Here is a 19,661-nt window from a genome sequence, read left to right as displayed (position 1 = left end):
CCATTCGACGAGTGATTCTGGGTCCCGGCTCTGCGCAGCAGCGTTACACGCTGCAGCGCGTCCGGGACACGAATGAAACGGAGACGATCATGGCTCTTGCCCGCGGCCGCCGCAGTGAAGGCGCCTTCAACTACTGGCCCGGCTTCGTCGACGCGCTGTCGACGCTGGTGCTGTCGATCGTGTTCCTGCTGTCGGTGTTTTTGGTCGTGCAGTTCTTCCTGTCGCAGGAGGTGACCGGCAAGGACAAGGCGCTGGAGCAGCTCAACGCCAAGATCGCGCAGCTCAACGAGCTCTTGTCGCTGGAGAAGCTCGGCAAGCTCTCGCTCGACGACCAGGTCTCGCAACTGCGGGCCGGCCTTGCCTCGGCCGAATCCGAGCGCGACCGCATGAAGGGCCTCTATGAAGGTCTCGCCAACGCCGGCAGCGACGCGCAAGGCAAGACCGCCGAGCTCGGCAAAGCGCTGGACTCCGAGAAAGCGGTCTCGGCGCGGGCGCTGGCGCAGATCGAGGTGCTGAACCAGCAGATCAGCGCGCTCAGGCGGCAATTGGCGGCGCTGGAAGAGGCGCTGGATGCCTCCGAGAAGCGCGACAAGGAATCGCAGAACCGGATCGCCGATCTCGGCTCGCGCCTGAACGTGGCGCTGGCGCAGCGCGTGCAGGAATTGTCGCGCTACCGCTCGGAGTTCTTCGGCCGCCTGCGCGCCATCCTCGGCAACCGCCCCGACATCCGCATCGTCGGCGACCGCTTCGTGTTCCAGTCCGAAGTGTTCTTCGACACCGGACAGGCGACCTTGCTGCCCGAGGGTCGCGCCGAGCTCGACACCTTGGCGACCGCGCTGATCGACCTCGACAAGAAGATCCCGACCGAGATTCCCTGGGTGCTGCGCGTCGACGGCCATACCGACGTGCGCCCGGTCAACGGCCCGAACTTCAAGTCGAACTGGGACCTGTCCGCCGCCCGCTCCATCTCGGTGGTGCAATACCTGATCTCGCTCGGCGTGCCCGCCCAGCGCCTCGTCGCCGCCGGTTTTGGCGAATTCCAGCCGCTCGATACCGGCAACACGGAAGAGGCCTACAAGCGCAACCGCCGCATCGAGCTGAAGCTGACGGAGCGGTAGTGAGCGCCATCCACCTCCGCCCCTACCGGCCCGAGGACGAGGCCGCCACCATCGACCTCTGGCATCGCACCTGGCAGCAGGCCTATCCGCAAATCGACTTCGCTGCGCGGCTGGATTGGTGGCGCGAACGGTGGCGCAAGGATCTAGTGCCGAAGGCCTCGATCGTCGTCGCCGAACAGGATGGCGCGCTCACCGGCTTCGTGACCATCGACGGTGACGGCTATCTCGACCAGCTCGTGGTCGATCCCGCCCATTGGGGCTCGGACGCAGCAAGGCTGCTGGTGGATGAGGCCAAGCGCCTGTCCCCGACTGGCGTCACGCTGCTCGTCAACAAGGACAACGCCCGCGCCATCCGCTTCTATGAGCGCAACGGCTTTGCCCATGCTGGCGACGATCTGAACCCGACCTCGGGGCGGCCGGTGCTGAAGATGGCATGGCGGGCGTGAAGCCTGTCACGCTTGGATCCCGCGACGTCTGTTAGTCGTTGTAGCCAGAGCAGCGACGACAAGCGGATGGAGACGATCGATGAAGCTGCGCGATCTGGCCAAAGGTTCCTCGGTCTTTCTGGGCGTCATCGTCGCCGGATATCTGTCGACGACCTATGTCGACCAGCGCTTTGCGACGCAGGTCAACACCACGGGTTCTCCCGCTCCGACGAGCAACCCTGCGCCATCGGCCTGCATCGACGAGGATGGCAGTTGGAAGAACTGGCCGTGGCCGAATGTGCCGACGCTCTCGCCGAAGTGCCGGTGATGTCTGCTGGGACGCGCCCAATGCAAACTCAGCTGTCATCACCCGCGAAGGCGGGTGATCCAGTATTCCAGAGATGGCAGTGATTGAACCGAGACGCCGCAGCGTACTGGATTCCCCGCCTTCGCGGGGAATGACACCGTGATTGGGATGGCGATCGAGCAACCTCACGCCGCCCGGCGTCTCACGCCCCCTCGAACTGCAACCGCGCCAGCCGCGCATAGAGGCCGTTCGCGGCGACCAGCTCGGCATGCGTGCCCTGCTCGACGATCCTGCCCTGGTCCATCACCAGGATGCGGTCGCAGGAGAGCACGGTAGCGAGGCGATGCGCGATCACCAGCGTGGTGCGGTGGCGCATCAGCTCTTCCAGCGCGGTCTGCACCAGCGTCTCGCTTTCGGCATCGAGCGCGGAGGTGGCTTCATCGAGCAGCAGCAGCGGCGCATCGCGCAGGATGGCGCGGGCGATGGCGATGCGCTGGCGCTGGCCGCCGGAGAGCGTCACACCGCGCTCGCCGAGCGCCGTCTCAAAGCCTTCGGGCAGGCGGCGGATGAACTCGGCGGCATGCGCGAGCTCGGCGGCGCGCTCGACCTCGGCATCGGAGGCATCGGGACGACCGAAGCGAATGTTCTCGCGGGCGCTTGCCGCGAACACCACCGATTCCTGCGGCACCAGCGCGATGCGAGCGCGGACATCGTGCGGATCGGCGGACCTGACCGGCACGCCGTCGAGCGCGATCGCGCCGCTGCGCGGATCGTAGAAGCGCAGCAGCAGATGAAAGATCGTGCTCTTGCCGGCGCCGGAGGGGCCGACGATCGCAACCTTCTCGCCGGGGCGCACGGTGAACGACACGGTGTCGAGCACCTTGACATCGGGCCGCGCCGGATAGGCGAAGCTGACCCGATCGAAGCCGACCTCGCCGCGTGCCGGCACCGGCAGTGCGCGCGGCGACGCAGGCGCGGTGATCTCAGGACTGACATGCAAGATCTCGAACAGGCGCTCGGCCGCGCCCGAGGCCGCCGATACCTCGCCCCAGACCTCGCTGAGCTGGCCGAGGCCCGCCGCGGCGAACACCGCATAAAGCACGAACTGACCGAGCCGGCCCGGCGTGATCGCACCGGTGAGCACGTCATGCGAGCCGATCCAGAGGATCGCGACCACGCTTGCGAATACGATGAAGATGATGATGGCGGTGAGCACGGCGCGGGCCTGGGTCGAGGTGCGCGCCGCCTCATAGGCCTGCTCGACATTGCCGCCGAAGCGCTTTTCGGCGAACTGCTCGCTGGTATAGGCCTGCACGGTGCGGATCGCGCCGACCAGCTCGCCCGCATAGGCGGAGGCGTCGGCGAGCGTGTCCTGCGCATTGCGCGACAGCCGCCGCACCCAGCGTCCGAACGCCACCAGCGGCAGCACGATCAAGGGTATCGCCAGCAGCACGAAGCCCGACAATTTGGGGCTGGTGATCACCATCATCGCGGCGGCGCCGAGGAACATCATGAGATTGCGCAGCGCGATCGACACCGAGGCGCCGACGGCGGATTTGATCTGGGTGGTGTCGGCGGTGAGACGCGAGATCAGCTCGCCGCTGCGCGCGGAATCGAAGAAGGTCGGCGAGAGCGACAACAGGTGGCCGAAGACGTCGCGCCTGAGGTCGGCGACGATGCGCTCGCCGATCGTCATCACGAGGTAGTAGCGCGCGGCGCTCGCCATCGCGAGCACGGCGACCACCGCGAGCATTACCGAGAAGTAGCTGTTGATCAGCTCGATGCCCTCGGGCGTCAGGCCGAAATCAATCATCCGGCGCACCGCGACCGGCACCAGCAGCGTGGTCAGTGCCGCGACCGTCAGCGCGACGAAGGCCAGTGCGGCGCGGCCGCGATAGCGGCTCACATAAGGCGCGAGCGCGAGCAGCGGCCGGAGTTTGGCGCGGCCCTTGGCGGGCTGCTCGATCAGATCGGCCTCGATCGACGGGGTATCGGCGGAATTCACTTGGGAATTCATTTCGGGCTGAACATACTGTTCATCAAGCCGTTCCACTGCGCTCATGAGATCCGACCCATTGCATTCGTTTGCTCCCAATAGGCTGGTGCAACGGGAGTGGCAAATCCGGGATGTCCCTTAGGGGCAAGCCCGGTTCACCAGCCGGCATATGGCTTGTTTTGCGGGGGTTCGTGAGGTATAGAGCCGGCCAAATCCGTCATTCGCTAGCCACCCAAGAGGCGCCCGGGCGCCGAGGAATTGCCATGAAAGCCGAAATTCACCCGAACTATCATACGATTAAGGTCGTCATGACCGACGGAACCGAGTACCTGACCCGCTCGACCTGGGGCAAGGAAGGCGACACGCTGAACCTCGACATCGACCCGAAATCGCACCCGGCCTGGACCGGCGGCAACGCCCAGATCATGGACCGCGGCGGCCGCGTCTCGCGCTTCCAGAAGAAGTTTTCGGGCTTCCTCAAAAAGGATTGATCCGGCCGCAAGGCTGCGACGAAAAACGCCCCTGGGAGACCAGGGGCGTTTTTGTTTTGGGGCCGTCATTGCGAGGAGCTCTTGCGACGAAGCAATCCAGACTGTCTCCGCGGAGGGATTCTGGATTGCTTCGCTTCGCTCGCAATGACGCGGGCGGAGACCCTACCGCTCGAACGCGGCCTTCAGCGCGTTCAGGTGCGGCACCAGCGGGTTGCCGATCGGGACGTGCTCGGCCGGCGGGGTGTGGATGGTGGTGTCGAGACGGCGCACGCGGGTCTGGAGGCTCATCGAGCGGTGGATCAGATCCTGGAGCTGCGAGGGCAGCTTCTCGATGGTGTCGGCGGGGCCGGGATCGGCGGCGGAGAGCTTGACCTTGGTCTTCTCGCGATTGGCCTGGCTCAGTGTCATCTCGCCTTCCTTCACCGCGCGGTGCAGCAGCAGCCACGAGGCGAGCTGCATCAGGCGCGTGGTGAGACGCATGCTTTCGGTCGCATAAGTCAGGCTGACGGCACGATCGAGTGCCTTGGCCTCCGTGCGGCCGGCGCCGTCGAGATAGGCGGCGGTTTCCTCGACGAGGTCCATGCCCTCGCGGAACAGGACGCTGAACGCCGCAGAATTGGTGAACCGCTCGCTGAGTTGAACGAGAGCGCCGTCGGCCTGCAAACGTTCCATGGTTAACGCCCCTTACGCAACTGTCTGACTGTCCGGCTTGGCGCCGGCTTATGATGAACAAATCATTGCGCGCTGGGAGCGCGGAGTCCAGCGACAAGCGCGGATATGGTTTCCGCGGGTCATTGCCAGGAATTCAACCGCAAGGAGACGCAAAAAGCGAGGTGGAGGCAAAAAAAGAGCCGCCGGAGACCGGCGGCTTTGAAAGTTGATAACAGGGAGGCGTCAAACAGAGTGGACAGGAGCCACTCGGTGTCCAAACGAGGACGGTTCCAGTCATAAACCCGAAAGCTTAATCGACCGTAAACGAGCTAAATTTTTGAGAGTTCGTTAGCCATCTCGGCCAGTGGCCGAGTGTGCGGGGGAACAAACTCTCCACGTCGTCCCGGCGAAGGCCGGGACCCATAACCACAGGGAGTGGTTGTCGCGCGAGCTGGTAACTCCGAGTCTCCGCCAAACTGCTTGCACGGAGTATGGGTCCCGGCCTTCGCCGGGACGACGGCTGTGGTGGCTACGACTTGAAAAAACTGTTCGCCGCATCGCGCGAGGCGCGCTTCTTGGTGGCGGCCTCTTCCAATCTTGCGATCTCGGTTTTCAGAAGCGCTACGCGCTCGGTCAGCTCCTCCACCGACAACAGTGAGAGATCCTGTCCGATTTCATGGCTGATCTTCTTGCGCGGGCGGTCGTCGTCTTCCGTCGGCATCGTCGTTCCTCCTGCGTTCGCGCGATCTAGCAGGCCGAGGTTGCCAGCTTGGAGCGCGCTGGCTAAGCAATGGCCTCATTCCATTCCGCACCTTTGCTCAAGGACACATCATGGACAAGCTGCCCGCGCAAATGACCGTGGTCGCCATCTCCAAGCACGGCGGACCGGAGGTGCTGGTGCCGGAACAACGCACCGTGCCGCAGCCCGGGCCAGACGAGATCCTGGTCAAGGTCGAGGCCGCCGGCGTCAACCGGCCCGACGTCGCGCAGCGCTCCGGCGCCTATCCGCCGCCGCCCGGCGCCAGCGACCTGCCGGGCCTGGAGATTGCCGGCGAAGTGGTGGCCGTCGGCAGCAATGCCAAGCGGCACAGGATCGGCGACAAGGTGATGTCGCTCGTCGCCGGCGGCGGCTATGCGCAGTACTGCATCGCCCAGGACGCCCAGGCCATGAGCGTGCCGCCGGCGCTGTCGATCAAGGAAGCCGGCGCGCTGCCGGAAACCCTGATGACGGTCTGGCACAACGTGTTCGAGCGCGGCGGTCTCAAGGCCGGCGAGACGCTGCTGATCCATGGCGGCTCCTCAGGCATCGGCACCATGGCGATCCAGCTTGCCAAAGCGTTCGGCGCGAAGGTGTTCGTCACGGTGGGATCGCAGGACAAGATCGATGCCTGTCTCAAGCTGGGTGCCGACCGCGCCATCAACTACAAGAGCGAAGACTTCGTCGCCGTGGTCAAGGAAGAGACCAACAAGGTCGGCGTCAACCTGATCCTTGACATGGTCGCCGGCGACTATGTCGATCGCAACTATGATGCCGCCGCGGTCGACGGCCGCATCGTCCAGATCGCGACGCTCAACGGCCCGAAGGTCAACGTCAACATTGCCAAGGTGATGGTGAAGCGCCTGACCCATACCGGCTCGACGCTGCGCCCCCGTAGTAATGCGGACAAGGCTGCGATGGTGGCCGCGATTGAGGCGAAAGTGATGCCGCTTTTGCGTGAAGGCCGCATCAAGCCGCTGATGGACAGCACTTTCCCGCTGGAAAAGGCAGCCGACGCCCACCGGCGCATGGAGACCAGCGCACATATTGGCAAAATTGTGTTGGAGGTGTAGGCCGCCGGCCCACAGGGACAGGGCGGAAACCCTTTGATTTTCCTCGCTTTCGTGGCATCTATCGCGACGCACCGAACCCGTTCCGTCCGGTCTGAAATCGCCTTGCACTCGAAGTTTGCGTCGAACGCGGAGAACTGACCTTGCGTCTGCTCAGGTGCCTCGCGCCCATCGCGCTGGGCCTCATGATGCTCGTTGCCGCGTCCCCTGCACGCGCGCTCGACGCTGTCAGCGTTCGCAGTGACGCGCCCGCGATCGACCTCACCGGCGTGCTCGAGCATCAGCGCAGCGATGCCGACCGCATCCAGGTCTCGACCGCGCCCGGCACCGACGGCATCGTCCGCCGCATCGAGGTGCGCGCCCGCGAAGGTGGCCAGAACTGGGTGGTGTTCGCGCTCGCCAACAACACCGACGACCAGCTCGACCGCCTGATCGTCGCCCCGCATTACCGCATCGTCTCCTCAGGCCTGCTCTGGCCCGACCTCGGCCTGTCGCGTATCGCCACCATCACGCCTTCGATCGGCGACCGGCCCGAACGTCAGGAAAGCGCAACCGCGGACGTGTTCCGCATCACGCTCGATCCGGGAGCCGTTGTCACCTTCGTCGCCGAGCTGCGCACCGACAAGCTGCCGCAGCTCTATCTGTGGGAGCCGGAAGCCTACAAGGACAAGGTCAACTCCTTCACGCTGTACCAGGGCATCGTGATCGGCATCTCCGGCTTGCTCGCACTGGTACTGACCATCCTGTTCGTGGTGAAAGGCAGCATCATGTTCCCGGCCGCCGCGGCGCTGGCCTGGGCGGTGCTGGTCTATATCGGCGTCGATTTCGGCTTCTGGGGCAAGGTGCTCGACATGTCGAACAACGCCGAGCGCATCTGGCGCGCGGCGGGTGAAGCGATCCTGGCGGCGACGCTATTGGTGTTCCTGTTTGCCTATCTCAATTTGAGCCGCTGGCATGTGCGCTATTCGCACATCACGGTCGGCTGGCTGGCCTTCCTTGGCTCGCTCGTCGCGCTCGCGCTGTTCGATCCCGCGGTGGCCTCCGGCATCGCGCGCATCTCGCTGGTGCTGATCGCCTTCGCCGGCTTCGCGCTGATCGTCTATCTCTCCACCCATGGCTTCGACCGCGCGGTGCTGCTGATTCCGACCTGGTTCCTGCTGGTGGTGTGGGTGGTCGCGGCCGGCATGACAGTCGCCGGCTCCGTCACCAACGACATCGTCGGCCCGGCCCTGCTCGGCGGCCTCGTGCTGATCGTGATGCTGATCGGCTTCACGGTGATGCAGCACGCCTTCGCCGGCGGCGGCGCCTCGACCGGCGTCGTCTCCGACATCGAGCGCCGCGCGCTGGCGCTGGCCGGCTCCGGCGATCTGATCTGGGACTGGGACGTATCCGCCGACAAGGTCTTCACCAGCCCCGAGACCGAAGCCCTGCTCGGCCTCAAGCGCGGCACGCTGGAGGGGCCGGCCGCGTCCTGGCTCGAAGTGCTACATCCGCTCGACCAGGACCGTTTCCGCGCCGCGCTCGACAGCGTGCTCGACCAGCGCCGCGGCCGCCTGGTGCAGGATTTCCGCCTGCGCACCCCGGACGGCCACTTCATGTGGTTCGCGCTGAAGGCGCGCCCGGTGGTCGGGTCGGACGGCGAGGTCTCGCGCGTGGTCGGCACCCTCACCGACGTCACCGAGCTGCGCAACGCGGAAGAACGTCTGCTGCACGATTCCGTGCATGACAACCTCACCGGCCTGCCCAACCGCAAACTGTTCATGGACCGGCTGGGGGCGGTGGCGCACTTCGCCAAGACCATGCCGACGCTGCGGCCGACGCTGATGGTGATCGACCTCGACCGCTTCAAGCAGGTCAACGATTCCGTCGGCATCGCGGTCGGCGATTCCATCCTGCTGACGCTGGCGCGCCGCCTCACCCGCATCCTGAAGCCGCAGGACACGCTGGCCCGGCTCGCCGGTGACCAGTTCGGCCTGATCCTGCTGTCGGAGCAGGACCCTGCCCGCATCACCGCCTTCGCCGAGACCATCCGCAAGACCATCCGCGCGCCGATCGCGTTCAACGACCGCGAGATATTCCTCACGGCTTCGATCGGCCTCGCCTTGTCTGATCCGCAGACCCAACTGACGGATGAGATCATCAAGGACGCCGAGCTTGCGATGTATCACTCCAAGCGCATCGGCGGCGATCGCATCGACGTCTACAAGCCGGCAATGCGTGCGCGGAAGACCGACCGGCTGACGCTGGAGAGCGAATTGCGCCGCGCCATCGAGCGGAAGGAGATCACGATCCTGTACCAGCCGATCGTGCGGCTGGAGGATCGGTCGATCGCGGGCTTCGAGGCCTTGGCGCGCTGGGACCATCCGAAGCTCGGGCGCATGGCGCCGTCGGAATTCATCACCATCGCGGAAGAGACTGGGCTGATCGTCGACCTCGGCATGTTCGTGCTCGACCAGACCGCAAAGCAGCTCGCGGTGTGGCAGCGCGCGATGCGCTCGCGCGAGCCGATCTTCGCCTCCGTCAACGTGTCGTCGCGGCAATTGCTGCGCCACGATCTGATCCACGACATCCGCACCGTGCTGTCACGCTCCTCGGTGGCGCGCGGCACGCTCAAGCTGGAACTGACGGAATCGCTGGTGATGGAGAATCCGGAGCACGCAGCGCAGATGCTGACGCGGATCCGCGAGCTCGGCACCGGGCTCTCGCTCGACGATTTCGGCACCGGCCATTCCTCGCTGGCCTATCTGCAGCGCTTCCCGTTCGACACCATCAAGATCGACCAGTCCTTCGTGCGCACCACCAGCCGCGGCACCCGCCCGGTGATTCTGAAGTCGATCATCGCGCTCGCGCACGATCTCGGCATGGACGTGGTGGCCGAGGGCGCCGAGACCGATTCCGACGCGGTCGAACTCTACCAGATGGGCTGCGAATACGCCCAAGGCTTCGCCTTCGGCGAGCCGATGGACGCCGACGCGGCGATGCGGCTGCTGACGGAAGTGCGGCTGGAAGCGGCGAGCTAGGCTCTCTTACCCTCCCCTGGAGGGGGAGGGTCGATCGCGCGGAGCGCGAGCGGGGTGGGGTGATCTCTCCACTCGGGCGCTGCATCGGTGGAGAGACCGTCACCCCACCCCGACTCACATTTCGCTGCGCTCAATGTGAGCCGACCCTCCCCCTCCAGGGGAGGGTGGCAGCGTGCCGCCGCACTATCGCCGCCGGTCGCTCTTCTGCTTCCTGAACCGCACGCTCTGGCCGTCGGGCATGCGCGTCGCCACGAAGCCGGCAGCGAGGCAGGCTTCGCGTTGCGGCATCTGGATGTCGGGGCTGCGCAGGCTGTCCCACCAGGAGGCGCGATGCGCCGCGCGCGGCAGGGCCGCGCCGATGATCTCCTCGATCTGCTCGAAGCTCAGCACCAACTCGTCCTGCTTCTGCCGCACCAGATAGTCGCGCAACGCGCCGTAGTCGTTCACAATCGTCCTCTCGTCCCGCTTGCATGAGGCTGCCCAAAACCGTGCGCCGCATAAACCGATTCTTAACTCATTGCGGTAGCGCCGTCCCGCCTTAAACACTACTCAAGCTTTCGGGCGCATCCACTAGGATCGGGAGCGAGCGATGCTGTCTGGACGGCGCGAAGTCACGGCCCGCCGGCCGTGGCGGATTTCGGCGAAGCTGCTGATCATCTCGTCCGTGGTGACGGTGATCGGCTTCTCCGCCATTTGCGTCAACGTGATGCTGGACATGCGCCGCGGCGAGGAGGCGCTCGCCCGCCAGACGCTGGAGAATTTGGCGACGACCATCGAGTCCGACGTCAACCGCAACATCGAGATCTACGACCTGTCACTGAAGGCGGTCGCCAGCAGCATGTTGCTGCCGGAGCTCGCAACGGTGTCGAAGCCGATCCGTCAACTGATCCTGTTCGACCATGCGATAACCGCCAAGCATTTCGGCGCCATCCAGGTGTTCGATACCGAGGGCCGGCTGACCATCGACGCTTCCACGCTCGATCCGCTGCCGGAGGTCAGGAGCGAGGAGGACTATTTCAGGGTTCATCGCGAAAATCCCGACATCGGGCTCTTCATCAGCCGTCCGATGCTGTTTCGCGGCGCCTATTCCATCGTGCTGAGCCGGCGCATCAGCGATACCGACGGCGGCTTCATGGGCGTCGTCGCCGGCTCGATCCGGTTCAGCTATTTCCACGAATTGTTCGAGCGGCTGAACCTCGACCGCGACGACACCATCACCGTGCTGAAGCGCGACCGCACCATCATGATGCGGCGGCCGTTCGATCTCGAAATCATCGGCAGGAATTTGAACGAGCGCCAGAACTGGAGGGCCGATAATCTCAAGGCCGGCGGATCCTACGCCGGCCAGGGCCCGGTGGACCCGACCCCGCGGCTCTACGTGCGCAGCACCGGCACAGGTCCGATGTTCGTGGTGGCAGGCAAGCCGCTGACCGCCGTGTTCGAGCTCTGGCAGAGGGAAGCCTATCGCATCGGCGCCGTGGTGCTGGCGCTGATCCTGTTCATGCTGGCCTCGACGCTGGTGCTCGCGCGCGAGATCGGCCGGCGCGCGGAGGCCGAGGGCAAGCTCGAGGAGATGGCGACGACGGACGCGCTCACCGGCCTGAAGAACCGCCGCAAGTTCGATTCCGTCATCGACGTCGAATGGCGCCGCGCCATGCGCCAGAAGACGCCGGTCGCGCTGTTGATGATCGATGCCGATCACTTCAAGGCCTACAACGACACGTTCGGCCATCAGGCCGGCGACCAGGTGCTGGTCGGCATCGCTATCTGCATCTCCGACGCGGTGAGCCGCGCCGGCGACTGCGCCGCGCGCTATGGCGGCGAGGAATTCGCCGTGCTGCTGCCGAACATTTCGGTCACCGACGCCTTCAAGGTCGCCGAGACGATCCGCCTCAAGGTGCAGGGCTGGTCCGACGATCAGGTGAGCACGACGGTCTCCTGCGGCATCGCCAGCCTGGTCCCCACCGCCGGCATGGACCCGTCGATCCTGGTCGCCGCCGCCGACAAGGCGCTCTATGCCGCGAAAGCCGGCGGACGCAATCAGTCGGTGGTCGCGAGCCTGCCGCAGTTGTCGCTGGTGGCGTGAGGCGACTGTCATCGGCGGCGAGTAGCGTGCCTAATTCTCGTGTCGTCCTGGCGAAGGCCAGGACCCGTTACCCCAAGAAGGAGTCGTGGCGCGAGCTGATCACCACGCGTCTTCGCCAAACGCCGTCTTGGGGTAATGGGTCCTGGATCGGCGCTGCGCTTGTCCAGGACGACGCGGAGCAGCTACTGCCCCAGATACTTTTTCATCTCGGCGATCAGCCCATCGCGCAGCTCCGGGCGCTTCATGCCGTAGGCGATGTTGGCGCGGAGGAAGCCGGGCTTGGAGCCGCAATCGTGGCGTTCGCCCTCGAACTCGACGCCGTAGAATTTTTGCGACTTGGCGAGGCCGATCATGGCGTCGGTGAGCTGGATCTCACCGCCGGCGCCACGCTCCTGGGTTTCCAGGATCTTGAAGATCTCCGGCTGGAGGATGTAGCGGCCGGTGATCGAGAGGTTGGAGGGCGCAGTGCCCTTGGCAGGCTTCTCGACCATGCCGTCGACCTCGAACATCTTGCCGGTGCGTTTGCCGACGCCGCAGATGCCGTATTGATGGGTGAGATGGTCGGGCACCGCCTCGACCGCGACCAAATTGGATTTCTCGCCGAGCGAAGCCGCCATCTCGATCATCTGCTTCAGGCAGCCGGGCGTGTTGAGCACGAGCTCGTCCGGCAGCACGACCGCGAACGGCTCGTTGCCGACGATGTCGCGCGCGCACCAGACCGCGTGACCGAGGCCGAGCGGCGCTTGCTGGCGGGTGAAGCTGACGGCGCCGGCATCGGGCTGGTTCTGCGCCAGGATCTCCTGCTCGCCCTTCTTGCCGCGCGCAGCCAGCGTCGCATCGAGCTCGAACATCCGGTCGAAATGATCCTCGATGACATTCTTGTTGCGGCCGGTGACGAAGATGAAGTGCTCGATGCCGGCCTCCCTCGCCTCGTCATAGACGTACTGGATCAGCGGCTTGTCGACGATGGTCAGCATTTCCTTCGGCATCGCCTTGGTGGCGGGCAGGACGCGGGTGCCGAGGCCGGCGACGGGGAATACGGCTTTGCGAATTTTCATGGGATCGATCGAATACCTGAGGACGTGAACGGAGCAATGGCATCTTGCTAGCCTGTTTGCAGCCGCCAACAAAGGCGGATGTGGGGCCTCGCCCCGTCAGAGTTAAGAAAAACGCCGTCACCAAAATTTCACCTTTGTTAAGCTATTGGCAACGCCTACCAGGCCTCCTGATGGCGGAATTTCAGGCCGACGGGTGGGAGATGATGCAATCAGTGGCACGACTGGCGGAACGGGTTAGCTCCGTGACCGCCGCGACGATGATTGCGGCGGCTTTGCTGCTGCCGGCTTGCGCGCACGCGCAAGCCCAGAATGGCCTTTCCAATCTGTTCGGCGGCATCTTCTCCGGCCCCAATCCCGCCCCCTCGCAAGCCCCGCCCGGCAATGGCGGTGCGCAACCTTGGAGCGGCGAGGACGGCGCCTCCGGCCATCCGCTGATGACGGCGGCCGCGATCCGCGAGGCCGCCGGCAATTTCAACAATTGCGTCGCCGCGATGTGGCCCGATGCCGCACGGCGCGGCATCACGCAGGAGAATTTCCAGCGCTTCACCGCAGGTCTCAGCCCCGATTTGCGCATCATGGACCTCATGGATTCGCAGCCGGAGTTCACCAAATCGATCTGGGACTATCTCGACATCCTTGTGAACGACAACCGCCTCGCCAAAGGCCGCGAGATCCTCGCCACATACAAGGCGCAGTTCGACGCCACCGAAAAGGCCACCGGCGTCGACCGCTACATCATCGCCTCGATCTGGGGCATCGAGTCCAACTACTCGACGCAGATGGGCGACCGCAGCGTGCTGCAATCGACCGCGACGCTCGCCTGCATCGGACGTCGCCAGGCCTATTTCAAGGACGAATTCCTCTCCGCGCTGGAGATCCTCAACCGCGGCGATCTCAGGCCTGAGCAGATGCGCGGCTCCTGGGCCGGCGCCTTCGGCCCGACCCAGTTCATGCCGACCGCGTTCAAGCGCTTTGCCGTCGACGGCGACGGCGACGGACGGCGCGACGTCGTCGACAACCCGACCGACCTGATCGCATCCACCGCCAACAATCTGAAGAAGGACGGCTGGCAGGCCGGCCAGACCTGGGGCTTTGAGGTCGTCGTGCCGGAGGGATTCAACTACATGCTGGCCGATCGGGCCAAGGCGATGACGATCGCGCAGTGGGAGAAGCTCGGGCTCACGCGTCCGAACAACCGGCCCTTCCCGCATCCGGCGGAGAAGGCCTATCTGCTCGCGCCGGCCGGCGCGCAGGGGCCGGGCTTCCTGATGCTGCAGAATTACCGCGTCATCATGAAGTACAACCCGGCCGAGGCCTATGCGCTGGCGATCGGCCATTTCGCCGATCGCCTGCGCGGCGGGCAGCCTTTCGTGCAGCCCTGGCCGCGGCAGGAGCGGGAGCTGTCGCGTACCGAGCGGCTGGAACTGCAGCAGCTGCTGGCCCAGCGCGGCTTCTACAAGGGCACCCCGGACGGCCAGTTCGGCGGCCAGACCCGGGAAGCCCTGCGCAACTTCCAGGCCTCGATCGGGGTGCCCGCCGACGGATTTGCGTCGTCCGACGTGCTGGACCGGCTGCGCGGGCGGTAAATCGCGCCGAAAGTAACCCTGAACAGGGATTTTGGCAGGCAGCCTTGACCTGGGTGACTGTTCCCCGGTGTATGGCGGAAGAATCTGCGAGAGAATCTGCCCGTTTGGCGCCTGATTCCGTTATTATATCCAAGCCACTTCCAATCCTGTTGCGCGTGTCCGAGATCGCATGTCGAAGAAGTCCCTGTTCAAGGCGCTGACCGAGACCGGCCCGCTGATCGCGCTGGGGACGGCGCTTGCGATCCTGGTGTCGGTCGCGGGCCCGGCCTCGGCGCAGTTCTTCAACTTCCCCGGCTTCGGCGGCCCGCCGCAGCGCGCCGCCCCGCCGCCACCACGGGGCGGCGGTGGAGGTGGCTGGTTCGGCGGCGACTTCTTCGCACCATTCCAGCAGCAACAGCCGCAGGCGCCGCGCCAGGATTTTTCGCGCGCGCCGGCACCGGCGAAGCGCGACACCGTCCCCGACAAGAACGTGCTGGTGATCGGCGACGCCATGGCCGACTGGCTCGCCTATGGTCTCGAGGACGCCTACACCGAGCAGCCCGACATGGGCGTGATCCGAAAGCACAAGACCACCTCGGGCCTGATCAAGTACCAGCCGAAGGGTGAGCCGTCGGATTGGGCGGCTGCGGCGAAGGGCATCCTCGAAACCGAAAAGCCCGAAATCATCGTCGTCATGCTCGGCCTCAACGACCGCATCGCGATCCGCGAGCCTGCGGCCGACAAGTCGGACAAGGCCTCTGACAAGGACAAGAAGAACGACAAGGGCGCGCGCGGCAAGCCACCGGGCAAGCCCGGCGACGCCAAGCCCGACACCGCTGCCAAGCCTGAGGACAAACCCGCAGCGGATCCTGACCTGCCGCAGGATGATGCCGACAACGCCGATACGCCGGCGGCCGCCGCGCCGGAGAAGACGGCGCGCAACCCGAACGGTCTCTACGAATTCCGCGACGAGCGCTGGATCGAGCTTTACGGCAAGAAGATCGAAGAGCTGGCCAACGTCCTCAAGGCCAAGGGCGTTCCGGTGCTCTGGGTCGGCCTACCCGCCATCCGCGGGCAGAAGGGCACGGCGGACATGCTATTCCTGGATTCGCTGTACCGTGAAGGCGCAGCCAAGGCCGGCATCACCTATGTCGATGTCTGGGACGGTTTTGTCGACGAGGCCGGCCGCTTCCTTCAGAAGGGTCCTGACTTCGAAGGCCAGATCCGTCAGCTCCGCAGCTCTGATGGCGTCTATTTCACCAAAGCCGGCGCGCGCAAGCTCGCGCACTATGTCGAACGCGAGATCACGCGCCTGCTCGCGGGCCGCTCCGGCCCGATCGCGCTGCCGAGCGAGCCGGCGACGCCCGACACCAGCGCCGAGCCCGGCAAGCCCGCGCCGCGGCCGCTGGCCGGCCCGATCGTTCCGCTGGTTGCGGCCTCGATCTCGACCGATCAATTGCTGGGCGGGCCGGGCTCGCGTCCCGCCGCCGTCGATGCGCTCGCTGCGAAGACGATGGTGAAAGGCGAGCCGCTGACGGCTCCTGCCGGCCGTGCCGATGATTATGCCTGGCCGCGCCGCGAAGTCGGCCGCGAGCAGGCCAAGGGCGATACGCCGATGGCGGCGACGACGCCGGACAGCAGCGTTGCTCACGGCTCACCGGGAGCGGCCGCCGCGGTCGCCCCGCCAAAACTCGCGCCAAAGAAGCCGCAGCTCCCGCCGCAACAGCCGGCACAGGCAGCGCCGTCATTCCGGGATTTCTTCGGCTTCGGCTCGCCGCAGCCACCGCGTCAACTGGCGCCGCCCCCGGGCCCCCGCAATCCGAATATGAACCCCGCGATCCCGCGGCCGCCGGGTAACGTCGGGCGATCGGCCGAAATGTTCCGGTAATTTTTCTCGTTTGATTGGAGATGTCATTCCGGAGCGCGTAGCGCGCGCCCCGGAATGATTGGCTTGGCTGTTAGCCGTAATAGCGCCAGCGCGGCGGCGGGCGGCGCGCGGGGCGCGACATCAGAAGCGCGAGCGCGAAGCCGATGCCGCCGGCAATCAGCAGCGCGCCGAGCGGGTTGTCATGCACCTTCCGCGCAATCGCCTGCGAGCCGTCGCGGAACGTATCGCCGCTCGCCTCATAGGCATCCTTGGCGTAGCTGGTCGCCGTGTCTGCGGCTTCGCGCGCTGCGTCCTTCGCCTGGCCATATAGATTCTGCACTGTCCCCGCGGCTTCCCGTGCCTTGCCTGAGGCCTGCGTTTTTGCGTCTCCCGCCATCTCGCCCACGGTGCCTTCCACGCCGCCCGCCATTTCCTTGGCTGATCCAATGATCCGATCCGCGTCCATGATAATCCTCCTCGGTGATCAGCCGAAGTAACCGATCAGAAGCAGCGCAGTTCCTTGCGCTTAAGAAAGTGTAGAACACGTAGCCCGGGTGAGCGCAGCGATACCCGGGAACGGCGCAAGCAAAGTCCCGGATGTCGCTTCGCTCATCCAGGCTACAAGGTTAGGCCGCCATCGACGACCAACGTCTGGCCGACGATGTAGGACGACAGCGGCGAAGCCAGGAACAGCGCCGCGCCCGCCATGTCGGCCGGCGTGCCCAATCGCCGCAGCGGAATGCGCGCCAGCGCGCCTTCGAGCCGCTTGGGATTGTCGGTGGTCACCTTCGTCATCTTGGTGTCGACGAGCCCGGGCGCGATGCCGTTGACGCGGATGCCGTCCTCGGCCCAGGCCTCGCCCAGCGTGCGCGTCAATCCGACAGCGCCGGTCTTCGAGGCGTTGTAGGCTGGATTGCCCATGGTGGAATGATAGGCCGCGGTCGAGGACACGATGATCAGCGAGCCCTTCGCATCCCGCAGCATGGAATGAAACCGCGTTGCGCACGCCATCAGGCTCATCAGGTTGACCTCGACGACCTTGCGGAAACCCGCCATCTCGAATTCGCCGCGGCGATAGATCACTGCGCCCTGCGCGAGCACCAGGATATCGAGCCGTTCGAAGGGCGGTTTGAACGCTTCGATCGCACCGGCATCGCTGACGTCGAGCTGCGCGTAGGCGAGACCCGTGAGATCGGAGCCTTCCTCGATGGAATATTCCGCAGGCCGAGCACGCGTGCCGCAAACCGCGACATGAGCACCCCTGGCGCGAAAGGCCTGCGCGATGCCGTTGCCAATGCCGCTGGAACCGCCGACCACCAGCACCTGCTTGCCTGAGAAATCGAGCTCGTTCATCGCGGCCTCCCTCTTGTTTTGCTTGTTTGACCTGTCTGCGGATCGATGCCAGCCTTGTCAATCATAACAAGAACAAGCAGGGCGCGAGGAAACAGCATGTCCGAATTCAAACAGCTCAGCCGGTCCGTGAAGGGCCTGACCGTCCTCGTCACCGGCGCGGCCAGCGGCATGGGACGTGCAACCGCGCGCGTGTTCGCCGCTGAGGGTGCGAACGTCGCCGTCACCGATTATGATGAGCGCGGCGCCGATGCGGTCGCCAAGGAGATCTCGGCAAGCAGCGGGGCAGCGAAGGCGTGGAAGCTCGATGTTGCCGACGGCGGCGAGATCAACCGCGTGGTCGGCGATGTCGCGGCGCATTTCGGCGGGCTCGACATCGTCGTCAACAATGCCGGCATCTCGGTGCGTGTCGCGATCGACGACGAGACCTATGAGGATGCATGGGCCAAGGGCCTCGCCGTGATGCTGACGGCGCATCCGCGCGTCATCCGCGCCGCGCTGCCGCATTTGCGCAAATCGAAGAGCCCGCGCATCGTCAACATCGCCTCGACCGAGGCGCTCGGCGCCACTGCATTGCATAGTCCCTATTCGGCGGCGAAGGGCGGCGTTGCGAGCCTCACCCGTTCGCTTGCGGTGGAGCTCGGCCGAGAGGGCATCACCGTCAACTGCATCTGTCCCGGTCCGATCCGCACGGCAATCACCGATCGCATCTCCGAGGAGCACAAGACCATCTACGCCAAGCGCCGCACTGCGCTCGGCCGTTACGGCGATCCTGAAGAGGTTGCGCATATGACGCTCAGCCTGTGCCTGCCGGCCGCCTCTTTCCTCACCGGCGCGGTGATCCCGGTCGATGGCGGGCTGATGGCGCGCAACGCGTAAGAGCCATGCGCGCGGCGCGTTGACATCGCCGGACGCGGGAGTCATTTTTTTCGCAAACGGAGCGGGGAAACCGCTCGCAGATGCGGGAGAAAACGCCATGACGATCGCCATCCGGCAGCTTCAGAAGCATTTCGTCGGTGAGGTGTCGGGCCTCGACCTGCGAAAGCCGCTCACGCCGGAGGAGGCGCGCGAGGTCGAATCCGCCATGGACAAATACGCGGTGCTGGTCTTCCACGATCAGGACATCACCGACGAGCAGCAGATGGCGTTCGCGCTGAATTTCGGCCAGCGTGAGGATGCGCGCGGCGGCACCGTTACCAAGGAGAAGGATTATCGGCTGCAATCCGGCCTGAACGATGTCTCGAACCTCGGCAAGGACGGCAAGCCGCTGGCGAAGGACAGCCGCGCGCATCTGTTCAACCTCGGCAATTGCCTGTGGCATTCCGACAGCTCGTTCCGCCCGATTCCGGCAAAGTTCTCGCTGCTGTCCGCGCGCGTGGTGAACCCGAAGGGCGGCAACACCGAATTCGCCGACATGCGCGCCGCCTATGACGCGCTCGACGACGAGACCAAGGCGGAGATCGAGAATCTCGTGTGCGAGCACTCGCTGATGTATTCGCGGGGATCCCTCGGCTTCACCGAATATACCGACGACGAGAAGGAGATGTTCAAGCCGGTGCTGCAACGTCTGGTGCGCACGCACCCGGTGCATCGCCGCAAATCGCTGTATCTCTCATCGCATGCCGGCAAGATCGTCGGCATGAGCGTGCCGGAGGGCCGGCTGCTGCTGCGCGATCTGAACGAGCACGCGACGCAAGCAGAGTTCGTCTACATCCACAAATGGAAGCTGCATGATCTCGTGATGTGGGACAACCGCCAGACCATGCACCGCGTCCGCCGCTACGACCAGTCGCAACCGCGCGACATGCGCCGCGCGACGGTGGCCGGCACCGAGCCCACGGTGCAGCAGCAGGCGGCGGAGTAGGATCTACTCCGCAACCGGTGTCATCGCCCGGCTTGA

18 protein-coding genes are annotated in these 19,661 nt (G+C 65.3%); 11 read left to right on the top strand and 7 right to left on the bottom strand.

Features of this window, described 5'->3' with window-relative positions:
- Positions 1–89: 89 nt before the first annotated feature.
- The 3 genes from BLV07_RS06555 (at position 90) to BLV07_RS06545 (ending at position 1,871) form a co-directional block, all read left to right on the top strand.
- Complete coding sequence (locus tag BLV07_RS06555; RefSeq protein ID WP_091882058.1) at positions 90–1,118, top strand: peptidoglycan -binding protein; 1,029 nt, start codon at positions 90–92, stop codon at positions 1,116–1,118.
- Positions 1,118–1,564, top strand: coding sequence for a GNAT family N-acetyltransferase (locus BLV07_RS06550; RefSeq protein WP_091881412.1), 447 nt, complete (start codon positions 1,118–1,120; stop codon positions 1,562–1,564). The genes BLV07_RS06555 and BLV07_RS06550 overlap by 1 nt, the downstream gene beginning before the upstream one ends.
- A 79-nt stretch (positions 1,565–1,643) precedes the next feature.
- Complete coding sequence (locus BLV07_RS06545; RefSeq protein WP_091881407.1) at positions 1,644–1,871, top strand: hypothetical protein; 228 nt, start codon at positions 1,644–1,646, stop codon at positions 1,869–1,871.
- A 181-nt stretch (positions 1,872–2,052) separates the two neighbouring features.
- Here BLV07_RS06545 and BLV07_RS06540 read toward each other — a convergent pair whose 3' ends face one another.
- On the bottom strand, positions 2,053–3,912 hold the full coding sequence (locus tag BLV07_RS06540) for an ABC transporter ATP-binding protein/permease (RefSeq protein WP_091881403.1): 1,860 nt from the start codon (positions 3,910–3,912) through the stop codon (positions 2,053–2,055).
- Positions 3,913–4,109: 197 nt separating this feature from the next.
- Between BLV07_RS06540 and rpmE the strand changes: the two genes are divergently transcribed.
- Complete coding sequence (gene rpmE / locus BLV07_RS06535; protein WP_025034016.1) at positions 4,110–4,337, top strand: 50S ribosomal protein L31; 228 nt, start codon at positions 4,110–4,112, stop codon at positions 4,335–4,337.
- Positions 4,338–4,499: 162 nt separating this feature from the next.
- Here rpmE and rcdA read toward each other — a convergent pair whose 3' ends face one another.
- Positions 4,500–5,009: a protease adaptor protein RcdA gene (rcdA, locus tag BLV07_RS06530; protein ID WP_091881399.1), complete on the bottom strand. Its 510-nt coding sequence runs from the start codon at positions 5,007–5,009 to the stop codon at positions 4,500–4,502.
- Between the two features lie 508 nt (positions 5,010–5,517).
- Entirely contained in the window at positions 5,518–5,709 is a 192-nt protein-coding gene (locus BLV07_RS06520) for a DUF1192 domain-containing protein (RefSeq protein WP_091881394.1), read from the bottom strand.
- Positions 5,710–5,819: 110 nt separating this feature from the next.
- Between BLV07_RS06520 and BLV07_RS06515 the strand changes: the two genes are divergently transcribed.
- On the top strand, positions 5,820–6,818 hold the full coding sequence (locus BLV07_RS06515; protein WP_091881390.1) for an NAD(P)H-quinone oxidoreductase: 999 nt from the start codon (positions 5,820–5,822) through the stop codon (positions 6,816–6,818).
- A 140-nt stretch (positions 6,819–6,958) separates the two neighbouring features.
- Complete coding sequence (locus BLV07_RS06510) at positions 6,959–9,835, top strand: EAL domain-containing protein (RefSeq protein WP_176945377.1); 2,877 nt, start codon at positions 6,959–6,961, stop codon at positions 9,833–9,835.
- Between the two features lie 183 nt (positions 9,836–10,018).
- Here BLV07_RS06510 and BLV07_RS06505 read toward each other — a convergent pair whose 3' ends face one another.
- On the bottom strand, positions 10,019–10,282 hold the full coding sequence (locus BLV07_RS06505) for a DUF7662 domain-containing protein (RefSeq protein WP_176945376.1): 264 nt from the start codon (positions 10,280–10,282) through the stop codon (positions 10,019–10,021).
- A 142-nt stretch (positions 10,283–10,424) separates the two neighbouring features.
- Here BLV07_RS06505 and BLV07_RS06500 point away from each other — a divergent pair, with 142 nt between their 5' ends.
- Positions 10,425–11,921, top strand: a complete 1,497-nt coding sequence (locus BLV07_RS06500) for a sensor domain-containing diguanylate cyclase (RefSeq protein ID WP_091881386.1) — start codon at positions 10,425–10,427, stop codon at positions 11,919–11,921.
- A gap of 182 nt (positions 11,922–12,103) precedes the next feature.
- Here the strand turns inward: BLV07_RS06500 and BLV07_RS06495 are convergent, their stop codons facing one another.
- Positions 12,104–12,979, bottom strand: a complete 876-nt coding sequence (locus BLV07_RS06495; protein WP_091881382.1) for a UTP--glucose-1-phosphate uridylyltransferase — start codon at positions 12,977–12,979, stop codon at positions 12,104–12,106.
- A gap of 200 nt (positions 12,980–13,179) precedes the next feature.
- Here BLV07_RS06495 and BLV07_RS06490 point away from each other — a divergent pair, with 200 nt between their 5' ends.
- Together BLV07_RS06490 and BLV07_RS06485 are read left to right on the top strand one after the other, a co-directional pair.
- Positions 13,180–14,565: a lytic murein transglycosylase gene (locus BLV07_RS06490; protein ID WP_176945395.1), complete on the top strand. Its 1,386-nt coding sequence runs from the start codon at positions 13,180–13,182 to the stop codon at positions 14,563–14,565.
- Between the two features lie 169 nt (positions 14,566–14,734).
- On the top strand, positions 14,735–16,432 hold the full coding sequence (locus tag BLV07_RS06485; protein ID WP_091881374.1) for an SGNH/GDSL hydrolase family protein: 1,698 nt from the start codon (positions 14,735–14,737) through the stop codon (positions 16,430–16,432).
- A 70-nt stretch (positions 16,433–16,502) separates the two neighbouring features.
- Here the strand turns inward: BLV07_RS06485 and BLV07_RS06480 are convergent, their stop codons facing one another.
- Positions 16,503–16,877 (bottom strand): CsbD family protein, encoded by a 375-nt coding sequence (locus tag BLV07_RS06480; RefSeq protein ID WP_091881369.1) that lies wholly within the window; start codon positions 16,875–16,877, stop codon positions 16,503–16,505.
- 152 nt (positions 16,878–17,029) lie between these two features.
- Entirely contained in the window at positions 17,030–17,764 is a 735-nt protein-coding gene (locus BLV07_RS06475) for an SDR family NAD(P)-dependent oxidoreductase (protein ID WP_091881364.1), read from the bottom strand.
- A gap of 96 nt (positions 17,765–17,860) precedes the next feature.
- Here BLV07_RS06475 and BLV07_RS06470 point away from each other — a divergent pair, with 96 nt between their 5' ends.
- Positions 17,861–18,640, top strand: coding sequence for an SDR family NAD(P)-dependent oxidoreductase (locus BLV07_RS06470; RefSeq protein ID WP_176945375.1), 780 nt, complete (start codon positions 17,861–17,863; stop codon positions 18,638–18,640).
- A 97-nt stretch (positions 18,641–18,737) separates the two neighbouring features.
- Positions 18,738–19,625 (top strand): TauD/TfdA dioxygenase family protein, encoded by an 888-nt coding sequence (locus tag BLV07_RS06465; RefSeq protein WP_091881360.1) that lies wholly within the window; start codon positions 18,738–18,740, stop codon positions 19,623–19,625.
- Positions 19,626–19,661: the final 36 nt, after the last annotated feature.

Origin of the sequence: Bradyrhizobium sp. Rc2d, assembly GCF_900099855.1 — a bacterium.
Classification (GTDB): Bacteria; Pseudomonadota; Alphaproteobacteria; order Rhizobiales; family Xanthobacteraceae; genus Bradyrhizobium.
The sequence above is the reverse complement of the archived record's forward strand: the minus strand, read 5'-3'. Positions and strand labels throughout refer to the sequence as shown.